Origin of the sequence: Nonomuraea sp. NPDC049486 (assembly GCF_040676925.1) — a bacterium.
In the GTDB taxonomy this organism is placed as follows: domain Bacteria; phylum Actinomycetota; class Actinomycetes; order Streptosporangiales; family Streptosporangiaceae; genus Nonomuraea; species Nonomuraea ferruginea.
The window spans coordinates 181,722-197,849 of sequence record NZ_JBFAPV010000012.1; the positions used below are offsets into that span (position 1 = coordinate 181,722).

Genomic DNA, 16,128 nt, shown 5'->3' on the forward strand with positions numbered 1-16,128 from the left:
GCCACCGCCCCTTCTCCGCCGGTACGGTTGGACCTCGGGCGATCAGCGAGGAGAAGAGATGAGCGACCTGGGCCACGTGCTCGTGCTGGCCGGCGGCCTTTCCTACGAGCGTGAAGTCTCCCTGCGCTCCGGCCGCCGGGTGAGCGAGGTGCTCAGGGCGGCGGGCATCGACGTGGAGGCCCGCGACACGGACGCGTCGCTGGTGCCGTCGATCCTGGCCGACCCGCCCGACGCCGTGTTCGTGACGCTCCACGGCGGAGCCGGCGAAGACGGCGCGATCCGCTCGGTGCTGGAGCTCCTCAACGTGCCGTACGTGGGAGCCGACCCCGACGCGTGCCGGGTCGCCTTCGACAAGCCCACGGCCAAGGCCGTCGTCCGCTCGGTCGGCCTGCGCACGCCCGCCTCGATCACGCTGCCCAAGGAGACGTTCCACGACCTCGGCGCGACGGCCGTGCTCGGCCGCATCGTCGACCAGCTCGGCCTCCCCCTGTTCGTCAAGCCCGCCCGCGGCGGCTCCGCCCTGGGCGCCTCCATCGTCCGCACCGCCGAGGAGCTCCCGGCCGCGATGGTCGGCTGCTTCGCCTACGGCGACACCGCGCTGATCGAGCGGTACGTCGAGGGCATCGAGGTCGCGGTCTCGGTCGTCGACCTGGGCCAGGGCCCCGTCGCCCTCCCGGCCGTGGAGATCGTCCCCGACGAGGGCGTGTACGACTACGCCGCCCGCTACACGGCCGGCCACACGGAGTTCTTCGCCCCCGCCCGCCTGTCCCCCGCCGCGGCGGCGGCCTGCGCCGAAACCGCCGTAACGGCCCACACGGCGCTCGGCCTGCGCGACATCTCCCGCACCGACCTCATCGTCGACGCCACCGACACCCCCCACTTCCTGGAGGTGAACGTCGCACCCGGCATGACGGAGACCTCCCTCTTGCCTATGGCGGCGGAAGCGGCCGGCCAGGACCTCGGCGACCTCTGCCGCGCCCTCCTCCAGAACGCCGCCTCCCGCCCCCGCCCCAACCTCTCCACCCTCTGACTTCCCTCCCCAGGACGCGCTTCCCCCCTGAGGTCGGGAGGACTGTCTCCACCGGCCACGCGAGGTTCTCAGCCGAACTCGGACTCGTCCTGAGGGGTGCAGGAGCGCATCCCGCCGAGGTCGATCGCAGCGCCTCCCGTCAACCCAGCCACGTCGGAATCCATGGAGCCCTCCCGCAGGGGACTCGCCGTCCGCCGAAGCTGTGAGCTGCCCCGAGAAGCGTCGGAGCGTCCCATCGCACACGACCGCTGAAGTCGAGAGCAGCGCCCTCCGCCAAGGTCTGTGGGAGCGCCTCCCGCCGGACGCGCCACACGCCGAGATCGGGAGCAGCACTTCCCGCTGTCTTCCACGCCGATATCTCACGGAGCTTCGCCTCCTCAGGAGTCGCCAACCACCGAAGCGGGAACTTGCCTCCCACCGAGAGGCGTAGAAGTGCCTCCTACGGGACCCGCCCTCGCCAAGGTCGAGAACAACTCCTCCCATTAGGAGTCCATGGAGCCCTCCCGCGAAGGACTGGCCATCCGCCGAAGCTGTGAGCTGCCCCGAGAAGCGTCGGAGCGTCCCATCGCACACGACCGCTGAAGTCGAGAGCAGCGCCCTCCGCCAAGGTCTGTGGGAGCGCCTCCCGCCGGACGCGCCACACGCCGAGGTCGCCACACCAACGTCCATGGGACGATCCCGTCCGATGCGCAACACGCCGAGGTCGAAAGCAGCGCCTCCCGCTGTTCTCCTACGCAGCCTCAGCAAGCATCTCCCCTCTCGGGAGTCGCCACTCACCGAAGCCGGTCCTTACCTTCCATCGAGAGGCGTAGGAGCGCCTCCTGCGAGGCTCGCGCTCGCCGAGGTCGAGAACAACTCCTGCCATGCCCCGGCCATGCCGGGTTTCATGGAGTCGCCACCCGCCGATGCGGGCCTCGCCCCGAGGAGCGTCGGAGCGCGTCCCGCCGCACTCGCCAAGGTTCAAGGAAGGACCTCCCACGGAACTCGCCGCCCTCTCCGAGAGCCGGGGGCAGCGCCCTCCGCCGAAGTCCGTAGGAATGCCTCCCGCCAGACGCACCACCCGCCAAGGCCGGGAGCAACTCCTAGCGTCGACCCCGCCGCACAGGGGCCGTGGGGCTCTCCCGCCCGATGCGCCGCGCCGAGCTGGGACGCCCCCGCTGAAGGGCGTGGTGGCGCCTCGTCATGCGCGCCCAACCACCGGGATTGAGGCGCAGCGCCTCCTACTGGACTCGTCCTCTCCAAGAGCGGGAGCAGCGTCCTCTGCCGAGTCTGTGGGAATGCCTCCCCGTCGTAAGCACCACCGCCTTCTACTGGACTCGCCCTCGCCGAGGTCCAGGTACAGCGCCTGCCACCGACCCGACCGTAGTGGCTCTCCTGCCTGAGACTCGCCTCCTATCGAAGCCGGAACTCGCGTCGAGGGCGTGGGAGTGTGTCCCTTCTGATTTGCTGTCCGCCGAGGTGCTGGGGTCACGCCTGTGGGAATCGCCGGTTGCCGTGGTCCGGGGTAGCGCGTTGGGCGGCTTTCTCGATGTCGCTCAGGTCGCCGGTCGTCGGCGTGCTCGTTCCTGGATGCGGGTGCGGCCATCCTCGATCGGATGCGACGGATCTCGTACGAAGGGGCGTCTCTTTCGTAAGTAGCCTTGGCGTGTGATCGAGCCGACCTACCCGAAGAGCTTCGCCAGCGACAACCACGCCGGCGTCCATCCAGCCATCCTCGAAGCCATGGCCGCCGCCAATCAGGGCGACGCACCCGCATACGGCGGCGACACCTGGACGGGGGCGTTCGAGCAGCGCGTCAAGGACGTGTTCGGCTCTCATGCCGAGGGTTTCGCCGTGCTCAACGGCGCGGGCGCGAACATGGTCGGCCTGGCCCTCATGCTCGGCCGCTATGACGCGATCATCTGCCCCGACACCGCCCACATCGCCACCCACGAGACCGGTGCTACGGAACGCATCCTCGGCGTGAAGCTCATGACCGTCCCGACTCCGGACGGCAAGCTCCGCCCTGGTGACATCACCTCCCGGCTGTCCGTGCTGGGCGACCACCACCAGCCCCAGCCGCGCGTCGTCTCCATCTCCCAGGTCACCGAACTCGGCACCTGCTACTCCCCCGACGAGATCGCCGCCCTGGCCGAGACCGCCCACGCCGCCGGCATGCGCCTGCACGTCGACGGCGCCCGGCTGGCCAACGCGGCGGCCCATCGCGGGTGCGGCCTCGACGCGATCACCACGGCGGTGGGCGTGGACGTCTTCAGCTTCGGCGGCACCAAGAACGGCGCGCTGGCCGCCGAAGCGGTCGTCGTCCTGGATCCGTCCCTCGCCGACTCCGTCCCGTTCCTGCGCCGCCAGTCGCTCCAGCTCGCTTCGAAGATGCGCTTCATCTCGGCTCAGCTCAGCGCGCTTCTCACCGACGACCTGTGGCGGCAGAACGCGGCCCACGCCAACGCCATGGCCCTCCGCCTGGCGAACGGCCTCGCCGACGTCCCCGGCGTCACCCTGGAGTATCCCGTCGAGTCCAACGCCGTCTTCGCGCGGCTCCCCATCCACGTCGCCACCGCGCTCAAGCGCCGCTATCTCTTCCACTTCTGGGACGAGACGGCAGGCGTCGTCCGCTGGATGACCGCCTTCGACACGACACCGGAACATGTCGACGACTTCCTCGACGCCATCCGCAAGGCAGCCACCGCGTAACACCCCACCCGTGTTTCACGTGAAACACGTCCTGGGCGCCCTCGCCGGGCGGGGAGAGTCACGGGCCATGGGCAAGGACGCTCACCGCCGCCACGAGACAGGCAGTCTCACAGCGCCAGAAACACCAAGCCCTACGTTTCACGTGAAACACGCCCCCAAGCCCTCCCCAGATGGAGAGCCATGAGCCATAGGCAAGGACCTTCACCACGACACGAGGAGCGAAAGCCCACAGCGCCGCCAACAAGAAGCCCCGTGTTTCACGTGAAACACGGGGCGTGGGCAGTCGGCGGACGCTTCACGTGAAACCGAGGACTTGAACCGGAACTACTCCCCGGCCTCCCGCATGGCACGGGCCGCCTCAGGCGCCATGGTGCCGATGATGCGCTCAAGGTCGTCGATCGTGGCGAACTCCACCACGATGCGCCCCTTCCGGCGCCCGAGGTCGACCTTCACCTTGGTCTCGAAGTGATCAGAGAGCCGGTCCGCGAGATGGGAGAGGCCCGGGGCGGTGGGCTTGCCGGCCTGGCGTTCACGGACAGGCTTGGCCGGTGCGGCCTGGGCGCTGCCGAGGGCGACGATCTCCTCCACCGCGCGCACCGAGAGCAGCTCGGCGCTGATGCGCTTGGCGAGCAGGATCATCTCCTCCGGTGTGGAGAGGCCGAGCAGAGCGCGCCCGTGACCGGCCGTGATGGAGCCGGCCGCGACCTTGAGCTGAACTTCCGGCGGGAGGTTGAGCAGGCGGAGGGTGTTGGTGATGTGTGAGCGGGAACGACCGACCTTCTGGGCGAGCTGGTCGTGGGTTGCATCGAAGTCGTCGAGGAGTTGCTGGTAGGCGGCGGCCTCTTCCAGCGGGTTGAGCTGCTCCCGCTGGAGGTTCTCGATCAGGGCGTCGCGGAGGAGGTCGGTGTCACGGGTGTTGCGGACGATCGCCGGAATCTCCTGCAGGCCCGCCATCTTGCAGGCCCGCAGCCGCCGCTCCCCCATGATGAGCTCGTACTGTCCGCCACCCACCGGGCGCACCACCACGGGCTGCAGGAGACCGACCTCGCGGATCGACGCCTCCAGCTCCAGAAGGCGTTCGTCGTCGAACACCTCACGCGGCTGGCGCGGGTTCGGCACGATCGCGGAGACGGCGACTTCCTTGAAGTACGCCCCGGCGACGGGTTTCGGCCCGGCCTCCGGCGCCGCCGAACCGTTGGCAGGGGGCACCGTCCCCGCGCCGTCGACAATGGGACCGGTCGGAATGAGCGCCCCCAGCCCCTTGCCCAATCCCCGCCGCTGCTGGCTCACTGCGTCTCCTCATCCACCCGAACCGATTCCGGTCACTCCAGGAGAGGTTACCGTTGCCTGCCCCGGCCAGGGCCGCCTCTACACACCGTCCCACCGGATTTACACCACCATGCCCTGAACACACCCGATGCCAGAACCCCCGAGAGGGGGCACAGCGGGCATGCACGACTCAATCAGCTCAGGCGGCCGACCCTCATCAGGTGCTCGGCGGCTGCTGAGCCTCTGGCCACTGCCGTTGAGCCGCTGGTCGCTGCCGTCGAAAGGGCACCGTCCCGTCGTGACCCAGAGAGATCACACCAACGCGCGGTGGGCGATCTCCCTGGCGGCGTCCATGTAGGCCATCGCGCCGCTGGAGCCCGGATCGTACGTCATCACCGACTGCCCGTAGCTGGGCGCCTCCGAGAGGCGGACGCTACGCGGGATCAGCGTGTTGAGCACCGTGTCCCCGAAGTGCGCCCGGACCTCCTCCGCCACCTGTGAAGCCAGCCGGGTGCGGCCGTCGTACATGGTGAGGACGATCGTGGACAGGCGGAGCGTCGGGTTGAGGTGGACCTTGATGAGGTCGACGTTCCTGAGGAGCTGCCCGAGACCTTCCAGCGCGTAGTACTCGCACTGGATCGGGATCATCACCTCGTCCGCCGCGACCAGGGCGTTGACCGTGAGCAGGCCGAGCGACGGCGGGCAGTCGATGATGATGTAGTCGAAGTCCATGGAGTCGTACGCGGCCAGCGCCCGGCGCAGCCGCGCCTCCCGAGCCACCAGGGAGACGAGCTCGATCTCCGCGCCGGCCAGGTCGATGGTGGCGGGGGCGCAGTAGAGGTTGGGCATGTCGGGGACCTGCTTGACGATGTCCGCCATCGGCAGGTCGTCGACCAGCACCTGATAGACATCCGGCACGTCACCACGGTGCTCGGTGGCCAGCGCGGTGGACGCGTTGCCCTGCGGGTCCAGGTCGACCACCAGCACGCGCTCGCCCTTCATCGACAGCGCGGCCGCGATGTTCACCGAGGTCGTGGTCTTGCCGACGCCACCCTTCTGGTTCGCCACCGCGATCATCCGGGTCTTCGCCGGCTTGGGCCAGGCGTCACTGTCGCCCAAGGGGAGATCACCCGCCTGGGCGGGCAACTGTGCGGCCGGTGTTTCACGTGAAACCACTGAGTTGAGCGCCTCTCGTACCAACGGCGAATCACCTGGGTTCAGGGGGGTCTGGGTCACGATGGCCATCCTTTCAACCCGTGGCGTATCGGTGACGGGGATTCGCTGTCGGGACACGCCCGTTTCGGGCCAGCCAACCCCGGTGGGATTCTCGGACAGAGGCCTGTCCGGCCAGCCCAGACCGCATTGCGCGACTGGCATGCCGTCACCTCCTTCGTCGCCGCCTTTTCTGCTCCGGCGCGCGACCCGCTACGACTCGCACCAGTGTTGCAGGCGGCTCGACCTTACCGTGCCCCACGGTCACAAGCTCGGCCGTGAGGGCGCCGACGGCCTTGAGTCGCGGCTCCGCCTCGGCGAGCTCCTCGGCGGCCCGCTCCCCCTTCATGGCGATGAGCTCGCCGCCCTCACGCAGCAGCGGCATCGCCCAGGTGAGCAGCCGATCGAGCGGCGCGACGGCGCGGGCGCTCGCGACGTCGAACTCCCGCTTGCCCTTCAGCTCCTCGGCGCGGCCGCGCAGCACCTCGACGTTGTCGAGCTTGAGCGCCTCGACGCACTCCTCCAGGAACACGGTACGGCGGAGCAGCGGCTCCAGCAGGGTGACCGTGAGATCCGGCCGGACGATGGCCAGCACCAGCCCGGGCAGGCCCGCACCGGAGCCGATGTCGACCAGGCGGGCGTCATGAGGCACGGCCTCCGCGACGACGGCGCAGTTGAGCAGGTGACGGTCCCAGATCCGCGGCACCTCGCGCGGGCCGAGCAGCCCTCGCACCACCCCGGGGCCGGCGAGCAGTCCGGCGAACTCCTGGGCGCGGTCCCAGGCGTCGCCGGTGAACACGTCCCGCGCGATGTCCGGCGGAGGCGGCAGCTCGTCGCTCACTGCTTGGTGGCCCTTTCTCATGGGTGACGGTTTCTAGGCTGGGCAGGCGATCTCACCGAAGACTATCGGCCCTGCCTGAACGGAACCCCAGAGCGCGCCGCGCCGACTTTTCCACAATGCGGAAGCGCAGCTGGGGAGGGGGTCTGTGGATAAGGCTGTGGACAGAATGGATGCTCGCTCGTACCCCTGAAAGCTCCTGGGAGAGGCCCGGAAACGCGAGCGGCCGCCGGCGCCCGAAGGCGGGCCGGCGGCCGGGATGCCAGAGGAGTGGTCAGGCGGGCATGACCACGACGTAGCGGTTGGGCTCCTCGCCCTCGGACTCGCTGCGGAGGCCGGCGGCCGCCACCGCGTCGTGAACGATCTTGCGTTCGAAGGGGGTCATCGGCTCCAGAGCCCTGGGCTCACCGTGATCCTTGACCTGGTCGGCGACCTCGGTGCCGAGCTTGGTGAGCTCCGCGCGGCGGCGCTCGCGGTAGCCGGCGACGTCGAGCATGAGGCGCGACCGCTCCCCCGTCTGCCTGTGGACGGCCAGCCGGGTGAGCTCCTGCAGCGCCTCCAGCACCTCGCCGTCGGGGCCGACCAGCTCGTTGCTCTTGATGCCGACGACGGAGACCATCGCGCGGTCTCCCTCGACGTCCATGTCGATGTCGCCGTCGATGTCGGCGATGTCGAGAAGGCCTTCGACGTAGTCGGCCGCGATCTCGCCTTCCTGCTCCAGCGCGTTGAGATCAGGAGCTTTCTCCTGCTCGGCCTCGGTCATGACCGGCCTCTCCTTCGTAATCACGACTTCTTGCTGCCGGTGCGCTTGCTGCGGCTCTGGCGGCTGGGCTGGTTCCTGACGATCTTAGGCTCAGGAGGCGGGGCGGGGGCCTCTTCTTCCGGAGTCGTCCCGCGCAGCCGCTGGGCCAGGCTCGGCTTGGGCTTGACCGGGATCACGTTGCCCTTGGCGTCGAACTGCGGCATCGGGTTGCGGCTGTAGAACCAGTGCTGCTGGCCGAGCGTCCACACGTTGGTGGTGACCCAGTAGAGGATCAGGCCGAGCGGGAAGTTCAGGCTGAAGAACGCGAACAGCGGCGAGATCCACATGAGGATCTTCTGCTGCTGGGCCATCGGGTTGTCGGGCATCTGCGCCATGGATCGCGTGACGCTCTGCCGGACGGTGAGGAAGGTGGTCAGCGAGCTCAGCGCGACGAAGATCGCCATCACGACCCGCGTCTGCACGGGGCTCGCGTCCAGGGCGATCATGTCCGCTTCGGGCATGAAGAAGTAGGCCGGCAGCGGGGCGCCGAAGATGTGCGCCTTGCCGGCGCTGTCGACCAGCTCCTGGGTCATGCCGAACTTCGGCTCGCCGCTGGCCATCGCCTGCAGCACGGTGAACATGCCGATGAAGATCGGGAACTGCGCCAGAACGGGAAGGCACCCGCCCAGCGGGTTCGCGCCCGCGCCCTGGTACAGCGCCATGACCTCTTGGTTCATGCGCTGTTTGTCGTTCTTGTAGCGCTTGCGGATGTCCGCCACCTTGGGGGCGAGCTCCTGCATCTTCTTCGACGAGCGCATCTGCTTGAGGAAGAGCGGGAAGATGCAGATCCGCATCAGCACGGTCAACGTGATGATGGTCAACGCCCACGTCAGGCCACTGTCCGGGTTGAGGAAGGTGGCGTATCCCGTATGGATCCAGGTGATGACGAAGGCTACGGCTTCATAGAGCCAGCTCAGCCAGGACAGCTCCACTGAGCTATCTCCCTTGCAATTCGTGAGACCGAACCGGGCGTGGGGGCACCGGGTCTATACCTCCGGGGTGGAATGGGTGGCACCGCCCGATGCGCCGGACAGTCAACCATGTGCCGCGCAGGGCTCCGTGTACGGACATCGCCTCAAGCCCGTACGCGCTGCACGATGGGTAGAAGCGGCAGCGTGGACCGAGCAGCGGGCTGATGAACGCCCGATAGAACCGGATGGGGACGATCAGCACGCGAGCGGCGAGGCTCGGCGTCCCTTGCGGCTGCTCCGTCATCTCTGCTGCCCATCCATCGCGGACTCGTGCCGCCTGAGCAATCGGTCCAGGGTGGAGTCGAGCTCGGCGGCGAGGTGCTCGTATCGCGCTGACGCGGCCGGGGGGTTGGCGCGTACCACAAGCAGGCTACCTCTCGGAAGCCGGTCGAGACGCTCGCGCATCAGGTGTCGGAGCCGCCGCTTGACCTTGTTGCGCACCACCGCGCCTCCGACGGCCCGGCTCACCACGAAACCCACCAGAGGCGTCTCTTCCCCAGAAACGGCGAGATGTATCACCAAAGTAGGGCGACCGGCGCGATTTCCGCGCTTGATCGCCTTCTGGAAGTCGTCGCCCCGCCGCATGCGGGATGGCCGGGAAAGCATGGGAATACACCTATCGCCCGCCGGCACAAGTCACCGGCGGGCGGAAAGTCGGGCGCGGGTCGATCAGGCCGACAGCTTCTCGCGGCCCTTGCGGCGGCGAGAGGCGAGGATGGCACGACCGGCCCGGGTGCGCATCCGCAGCCGGAAGCCGTGGGTCTTCGCGCGGCGACGGTTGTTCGGCTGGAAAGTACGCTTGCTCACGAGTGGGCTCCAGGCTTGAGGGTGCGCACGAGGCGCTGAACACACATGGCTGGCCTGTCATTAAGGCGAGGGCACGCGAAATAGCCGACGCGTGACAAGCCGACCGTCGTACGTTACGGGTCAGGAGCGCCCCAGGTCAAACCGGAACCGTCATCCACGGATCCACAGGCGACTTTTCCACCGGCCCGCCGACGTCCACATGTTGTGCACTCAGGTACCACTAGGCTGTGGACAACGCCTTGAACACAGCTGTGCACATAGATACTGTCGGCCCTTCCAGACCCACTAGCAGGGCTGTGCACAACTTGTGGATCTCCTGTGGAGACCCTGGGGGTTCCCACCCGGGCTCGACGCTGTGGACGGCAGGGCTGATCGCGAGGCGGTGGCCCTCTGGGTGTGGATAACACTCGCGGGGGGCCGCGATAGGAAGGAGGGGGAAACGCCCGATGACCAACGTCGACCTCGGCGCGGTATGGGCCAGGGCTCTGGGCAACTTTCTCAACGAGAACGTGCCCATACAGCAGCGCACCTGGCTCGGGATGGTGCGCCCCATCGCTCTCGCGGACGACACGATCGTGCTCGGCGTCCCCAACGACTTCCTGAAGGACCTCATCGAGGGCAAGCTGCGCCCGCTCGTGGCTCACGCGCTGTCCCAGGAGCTGGGCCGCGCCATGCGGCTGGCCGTGATGATCGACACCACCGCCCCCGAGCCGCCCAAGCAGGATCTTCATCCCCAGCCTGGGGGTAATGGTTATCCCCAGGGGCAGGACCCCCAGCCGCGTTTTCCACAGGGTGCGCCGCCCCAGCATTTCCAGGTTTCCGAGCCCCCGCAGTTCTATTCTCCACAGCCGGAATCCGGCCAGCCGTCCACCGAATATCCACAGCCTTCGTTCTCTTTCGACCCGGGCACGTTCGACCAGGCTCCGTCGTACACACCGCCTGTGGAGAAGGCGCCGGAACCGGCGCCGAACCGGTGGGAAGCCAAGAGCAGCAAGCCCAGCGAGCCGGCCCGGCTCAACCAGAAATACACCTTCGAGACCTTCGTCATCGGCGCCAGCAACCGCTTCGCGCACGCCGCGGCCGTGGCCGTCGCCGAATCGCCGGCCAAGGCGTACAACCCGCTGTTCATCTACGGCGACTCGGGGCTGGGGAAAACTCACCTGCTCCACGCGATCGGGCATTACGCGCAGAGCCTGTACGACGGCGCCCGGGTGCGTTACGTGAGCTCCGAGGAGTTCACCAACGACTTCATCAACAGCATCCGCGACCACAAGGCCGACGGTTTCCGGGGCCGCTACCGCGCGATCGACATCCTGCTCGTGGACGACATCCAGTTCCTGGAGGGCAAGGAGCAGACGCAGGAGGAGTTCTTCCACACCTTCAACACGCTCCACAACGCCAACAAGCAGATCGTGATCTCCAGTGACCGGGCGCCGAAGCAGCTGATCACGCTGGAAGACCGGCTGCGCAACCGGTTCGAGTGGGGCCTGATCACCGACGTGCAGCCGCCCGAGCTGGAGACGCGGATCGCGATCCTCCGGAAGAAGGCCATACAGGAGGGCCTGGCGGCGCCGCCGGAGGTGCTGGAGTACATCGCCAGCCGGATCTCCACCAACATCCGCGAGCTGGAGGGGGCGCTGATCAGGGTCACCGCGTTCGCCAGCCTCAACCGGCAGGGTGTGGATCTCCAGCTGGCCGAGGTGGTGCTGAAGGACCTGATCACCTCGGAGTCGGGGCCGGAGATCACCATCGCCACGATCATGGCGAAGACGTCCGAATACTTCGGCATCAGCATCGACGACCTGTGCGGCAGCTCGCGCAGCAGGGCTCTGGTGAACGCGCGGCAGATCGCGATGTATCTGGCGAGAGAGCTGACGGAGCTGTCCCTGCCGAAGATCGGGCAACAGTTCGGCGGCCGCGACCACACGACCGTGATGCACGCCGAACGCAAGATCCGCTCGCTCATCGCGGAGCGCCGCTCGATGTACAACCAGGTCAACGAGCTGACAATGCGCATCAAACAGACGTCGCGCGGGTCCTAGCCGTCATGCACACCCTGTGGAAAACGCTGTGGATCAGGGGAAACGCGCCAAGCCGCCGTTCGTACGCCCCGCTATGCCCGGAAATTTCCTGCACAGAGGCTGGGGATAACAGTGGGGACATCCTGAGGAGAACCTGGGGACTACCGGTGGATGACTTGGGGACGGCCTGTGAACAGTCTCCGAGGGCGGAACGGAAGACCCGTTTACCCCGTGGACAACCGGTGGAAACCCGGTGGATGACCGGTGGACGAAGGCACCAAGATCTGGGGACGGCCTGTGGGCGACGCGGCTTCATCCCCAGCCGCCGAAGTTACCCCCAGGCGTCACCCACACCCGCAGTGGATGAAAATCGGGCCGTCGAGCTGCGGAGACGCAGGTTTTCCACAGTATCCACCGCCCCTAGTGTGATGACTCCACTTATCTCTTAAGAAGAAACTCAAGACCCATAGAGGGGTTCTCGCTGTTCGCGTCTGCCGGAGGCGAGACACTTGGAATCAACGACGAAGCAGGAGGCTGATCACCGTGATGTTCCGAATCGAGCGAGACGTCCTCGCTGAGGCGGTGGCATGGACGGCACGCAGTCTCCCGGCACGGCCGTCCGTGCCCGTCCTCGCGGGCATGCGCCTGGAGGTCACCGAGGAGCAGCAGTTGAAGCTGTCCGGCTTCGACTACGAGGTCTCGGCGGAGGTGACGCTCGAACTGCACACCGGCGAGCCCGGCATGGTCCTGGTCTCCGGCAAGCTGCTGGCCGAGATCACCCGCTCGCTTCCCGCACAGCCTGTGGACTTCGTGGTGGAGGGCGCCAAGGCGGTCGTCACGTGCGGCAGCGCCCGGTTCACCCTCCTCACCATGCCTGTGGAGGACTACCCGACGCTCCCCGCCATGCCGCCCGCGGCCGGCCGGGTGGGCAGCGACGTCTTCGCCTCCGCAGTCAGCCAGGTGGCCGTCGCCGCCGGACGTGACGACACGCTGCCGATGCTGACCGGCGTGCGCATGGAGATCGAGGGCGACACCGTCACCCTCGCCGCGACCGACCGCTACCGCCTGGCCGTGCGCGAGCTGAAGTGGCAGCCGGGCCAGCCCGACTTCTCCGCCATCGCGATGATCCCCGGCAAGACCCTGGCCGACACGGCCAAGGCCCTGGGCGCCACCGGCGCCGAGGTGGAGATCGCGCTCAGCTCCGCCGGCGGCACCGGCGAGGGCATGATCGGCTTCTCCAGCGCGGGCCGGCGCACCACCACGCGCCTGCTCGACCCCGAGTTCCCCAAGTACCGCTCGCTGCTGCCCACCGAGTTCTCCGCGCGCGCCGACCTGTCCACAGGCCCGTTCGTCGAAGCAGTCAAGCGCGTCGCCCTGGTCGCCGAGCGCAACACCCCGGTGCGGCTGGCCTTCAGGAGCGGCGAGGTCGTGCTGGAGGCGGGCAGCGGCGACGAGGCCCAGGCCGTCGAGGCCCTGCCCGTCGAGTACGAGGGCGAGGAGATGAACATCGCCTTCAACCACCAGTTCCTGCTCGAAGGGCTGGGCGCGATCGACTCCGACGTGGCCCGCCTGCAGATGACCACCTCGACCAAGCCCGCCATCCTCACCGGTGGAAAGCCTGTGGACGAGGGCGGCACTCCCGATTACCGCTACCTGATCATGCCGATTCGCCTGTCTAGCTGAATAATCGGTCGGAGATGGTGGAATCCGGACGAGGGGGTAGTGGGGCAACATGCAGATCGGCATGGTTGGACTCGGCAAGATGGGCGGCAACATGGCCGAGCGGTTGCGCCGCGGCGGTCACGACGTGGTCGGTTTCGACCGCGACCCCTCCCTCAGCGACGTGGCGAGCCTGAAGGAACTGGTCAGTCGGCTGCAGACCCCCCGCACGGTCTGGGTGATGGTGCCGGCGGGCGCGCCCACCCAGCAGACGATCGACGACCTCGGCGAGCTGCTGTCAGCGGGCGACGTGGTCGTCGACGGCGGCAACTCCCACTATGTGGACGACCAGAAGCACGCCGCCGAGCTGGCCGGCAAGGGCGTCGGCTTCGTCGACTGCGGCGTGAGCGGCGGCGTCTGGGGTCTCGACAACGGCTACGCCCTCATGTGCGGCGGCGACCGGCCGCACGTCGAGCGCCTCATGCCGATCTTCGAGACGCTCAAGCCCGAGGGCGAGGACGGTTTCGTGCACGCCGGCGACGTGGGCGCCGGCCACTTCGCGAAGATGGTCCACAACGGCATCGAGTACGGCATGATGCAGTCCTTCGCCGAGGGCTGGGAGCTGCTCGAGGCCTCCGACGTGGTCAAGGACGTGCGGGGCTGCTTCAGCAGCTGGCGCACCGGCACCGTGATCCGCTCCTGGCTGCTCGACCTCATGGTGCGGGCGCTCGACGACGACGAGCACCTGGAGGGCCTGCGCGGCTACGCGCAGGACTCCGGGGAGGGCCGGTGGACCGTGCAGGCCGCCGTCGACCACGAGGTGCCGCTGCCCGTGATCACCGCCGCGCTGTTCGCCAGGTTCGGCTCGCGGCAGGACGACCCTCCGGCGATGAAGGTGGTGGCCGCGCTGCGCAACCAGTTCGGCGGCCACGCGACCACCTCGGCCGAGGGCTCGACGGCCAAGGGCGCCGACGCGCCGGGCGCGGACGTGCCCCCGCTGCCCCGCGACGGCGAGCGGGAGTGAGTTTTCCACAGGCTGTGAGCCGGTGACCGCAGAGGTCGGCGCGGCCGACTAACCTTCGTGGGGTGCATGTCGCCCACCTGTCGCTGACCGATTTCCGGTCCTACACGTCCGTGGAGCTCGGCCTGGAGCCGGGCGTCACGGCCTTCGTGGGGCCCAACGGCCAGGGCAAGACCAACCTCGTCGAGGCGCTGGGCTACGTGGCGACCCATTCCAGCCACCGGGTGGCGAGCGACGCGCCGCTGGTGCGCCACGGCGCCTCGCGGGCGGTCGTCCGCTGCGCCGTCCACAGGGACGACCGGCGCGCCCTCGTGGAGCTGGAGATCAACCCCGGCAGGGCCAACCGGGCCCGGCTCAACCGCTCCCCCGTGTCCCGCGCGCGCGACGTCGTCGGGCTGCTGCGCACGGTCCTGTTCGCCCCCGAGGACCTCGCCATGGTCAAGGGCGACCCGTCCGAGCGCCGCCGCTTCCTCGACGACCTGCTGGTCTCCAGGACTCCGCGGTTCGCCGGCGTACGCGCCGACTACGACCGGGTGCTGAAGCAGCGCGGCGCGCTCCTGCGTACGGCCGCGCAGGCCCGCAGAGGCGCCAGGAGCGGCCGGAAGGCCGAGAGTGAGGCCGGGTTCGCGGCGGCGGGCGCCGGCGACGTCCTGGGCACGCTGGAGGTGTGGGACGCCCATCTCGCGCGCCACGGCGCCGAGCTGTTGCGCGCCCGCCTCGAGCTGATCGAGTCGCTGCGCCCGCTGGTCGCCGGGGCCTACGCCGCGCTGGCCCCCACCAGCGCCCCCGCGACGCTGGCCTATCGCAGCACGTTGTCCACAGGCGACGACGCCTCTGAGGACGAAATCCCCGGTGAGAGGGGATCTTCCGATGCGCCGACGTTATCCACAGACCTGGGGAAAACTCTTGAGGAGCGGCTCAAGGAGCGGCTGCTGGAGGTCCGTCCCGCCGAGCTCGAACGCGGCGTGACGCTCGTCGGCCCCCACCGCGACGATCTGGTTCTCGGCCTCGGCGAGCTGCCCGCCAGGGGCTACGCCAGCCATGGCGAGTCCTGGTCGTTCGCGCTGGCCCTGCGGCTGGCCGCCTACGACCTGCTGCGGGCCGACGGCGGTGACCCGGTGCTGATCCTCGACGACGTGTTCGCCGAGCTCGACGCGCAGCGCAGGCGCCGTCTCGCCGAGATCGTCGCCCCGGCCGAGCAGGTCCTCATCACGGCGGCTGTGGACGACGACGTGCCGCCCGAGCTGTCCGGAGCCAGGTTCGAGGTCGCTGAAGGGAGCGTGCGACGTGTCCGCTGACCACGACGCCACGGCCAGGGGCGCCGCCCTGGCCAGGGAGAAGCTCGCCCAGGCCAAGGCCGACGCGGCCAAGCGGGGCCAGCTGCCGCGCAGCGAGCCCCGGCGCAGGGCGGCCGGTCCGCGCCGGGACGCCGGCGACCCGCTGCTGTTCGGCCGGGCCATCGCCGACCTGCTGGCGGCCCGGGGCTGGGAGCAGTCCGCGGCCGTGGGCGGCGTGTTCGGCCGGTGGGCCGACATCGTCGGTCCCGACCTGGCCGCCCACACCAAGCCCGAGTCGTTCGAAGACGGCGAGGTGCTGGTGGCGGCCGACTCGACGGCGTGGGCGACGCAGGTCAGGCTGCTGGCGCGCACCCTCGTCCGCCGCCTCAACGAGGAGCTCGGCGACAACACCGTGACGAAGGTGAAGGTCAGAGGCCCGATGAACGCCCCGCGCCCCACGGGCGGATTGCGGGTGACCGGAAGCCGGGGTCCGGGCGACACCTACGGATAGCCGGTCCGCCGGCCGTCCA

Annotated in this window: 15 protein-coding genes; 7 read left to right on the forward strand and 8 right to left on the reverse strand. The window is 68.8% G+C overall.

From position 1 onward, the window contains the following. The first annotated feature begins 58 nt into the window (after positions 1–58). Both AB0K05_RS31510 and AB0K05_RS31515 read left to right on the forward strand, forming a co-directional pair. A complete protein-coding gene (locus tag AB0K05_RS31510) occupies positions 59–1,030 on the forward strand; it encodes a D-alanine--D-alanine ligase (RefSeq protein WP_364233940.1) in 972 nt (323 codons plus the stop codon). A 1,647-nt stretch (positions 1,031–2,677) separates the two neighbouring features. Next, positions 2,678–3,721, forward strand: a complete 1,044-nt coding sequence (locus tag AB0K05_RS31515) for an aminotransferase class V-fold PLP-dependent enzyme (protein ID WP_364233942.1) — start codon at positions 2,678–2,680, stop codon at positions 3,719–3,721. A 324-nt stretch (positions 3,722–4,045) separates the two neighbouring features. On the opposite strand, the gene AB0K05_RS31520 is transcribed toward AB0K05_RS31515, so the two are convergent. From AB0K05_RS31520 to rpmH, 8 genes are all read right to left on the reverse strand, one after another. Then, positions 4,046–5,011 carry a ParB/RepB/Spo0J family partition protein gene (locus AB0K05_RS31520; protein WP_271276845.1) on the reverse strand — a complete coding sequence of 322 codons (966 nt, stop codon included), beginning with the start codon at positions 5,009–5,011 and terminating at the stop codon, positions 4,046–4,048. 291 nt (positions 5,012–5,302) lie between these two features. Then, the gene (locus tag AB0K05_RS31525; protein ID WP_364234140.1) at positions 5,303–6,067 is read right to left on the reverse strand and encodes a ParA family protein; all 765 of its coding nucleotides are present in this window, start codon (positions 6,065–6,067) and stop codon (positions 5,303–5,305) included. A 304-nt stretch (positions 6,068–6,371) separates the two neighbouring features. Beyond that, complete coding sequence (gene rsmG / locus AB0K05_RS31530) at positions 6,372–7,064, reverse strand: 16S rRNA (guanine(527)-N(7))-methyltransferase RsmG (protein WP_148035933.1); 693 nt, start codon at positions 7,062–7,064, stop codon at positions 6,372–6,374. 250 nt (positions 7,065–7,314) lie between these two features. Then, entirely contained in the window at positions 7,315–7,803 is a 489-nt protein-coding gene (locus AB0K05_RS31535) for a R3H domain-containing nucleic acid-binding protein (protein ID WP_148035932.1), read from the reverse strand. Positions 7,804–7,823: 20 nt separating this feature from the next. Then, positions 7,824–8,774 carry a membrane protein insertase YidC gene (gene yidC / locus AB0K05_RS31540; RefSeq protein WP_219546774.1) on the reverse strand — a complete coding sequence of 317 codons (951 nt, stop codon included), beginning with the start codon at positions 8,772–8,774 and terminating at the stop codon, positions 7,824–7,826. Positions 8,775–8,778: 4 nt separating this feature from the next. Further along, positions 8,779–9,057 (reverse strand): membrane protein insertion efficiency factor YidD, encoded by a 279-nt coding sequence (yidD, locus tag AB0K05_RS31545; protein ID WP_148035930.1) that lies wholly within the window; start codon positions 9,055–9,057, stop codon positions 8,779–8,781. Further along, positions 9,054–9,419, reverse strand: a complete 366-nt coding sequence (gene rnpA, locus AB0K05_RS31550; protein ID WP_148035929.1) for a ribonuclease P protein component — start codon at positions 9,417–9,419, stop codon at positions 9,054–9,056. Before rnpA ends, yidD begins: the two co-directional genes overlap by 4 nt. A gap of 63 nt (positions 9,420–9,482) precedes the next feature. Further along, complete coding sequence (gene rpmH / locus AB0K05_RS31555) at positions 9,483–9,620, reverse strand: 50S ribosomal protein L34 (protein WP_020547366.1); 138 nt, start codon at positions 9,618–9,620, stop codon at positions 9,483–9,485. Between the two features lie 446 nt (positions 9,621–10,066). Between rpmH and dnaA the strand changes: the two genes are divergently transcribed. From dnaA to AB0K05_RS31580, 5 genes are all read left to right on the forward strand, one after another. Then, positions 10,067–11,662 (forward strand): chromosomal replication initiator protein DnaA, encoded by a 1,596-nt coding sequence (dnaA, locus tag AB0K05_RS31560; protein ID WP_148035928.1) that lies wholly within the window; start codon positions 10,067–10,069, stop codon positions 11,660–11,662. A 522-nt stretch (positions 11,663–12,184) separates the two neighbouring features. After that, a complete protein-coding gene (gene dnaN / locus AB0K05_RS31565; RefSeq protein ID WP_148035927.1) occupies positions 12,185–13,324 on the forward strand; it encodes a DNA polymerase III subunit beta in 1,140 nt (379 codons plus the stop codon). A gap of 49 nt (positions 13,325–13,373) precedes the next feature. Continuing rightward, on the forward strand, positions 13,374–14,324 hold the full coding sequence (gene gnd / locus AB0K05_RS31570; RefSeq protein WP_148035926.1) for a phosphogluconate dehydrogenase (NAD(+)-dependent, decarboxylating): 951 nt from the start codon (positions 13,374–13,376) through the stop codon (positions 14,322–14,324). A gap of 62 nt (positions 14,325–14,386) precedes the next feature. After that, positions 14,387–15,619, forward strand: coding sequence for a DNA replication/repair protein RecF (recF, locus tag AB0K05_RS31575; RefSeq protein ID WP_148035925.1), 1,233 nt, complete (start codon positions 14,387–14,389; stop codon positions 15,617–15,619). After that, positions 15,609–16,109: a DciA family protein gene (locus tag AB0K05_RS31580; protein ID WP_261808987.1), complete on the forward strand. Its 501-nt coding sequence runs from the start codon at positions 15,609–15,611 to the stop codon at positions 16,107–16,109. Before recF ends, AB0K05_RS31580 begins: the two co-directional genes overlap by 11 nt. The last annotated feature ends 19 nt before the right edge of the window (positions 16,110–16,128 follow it).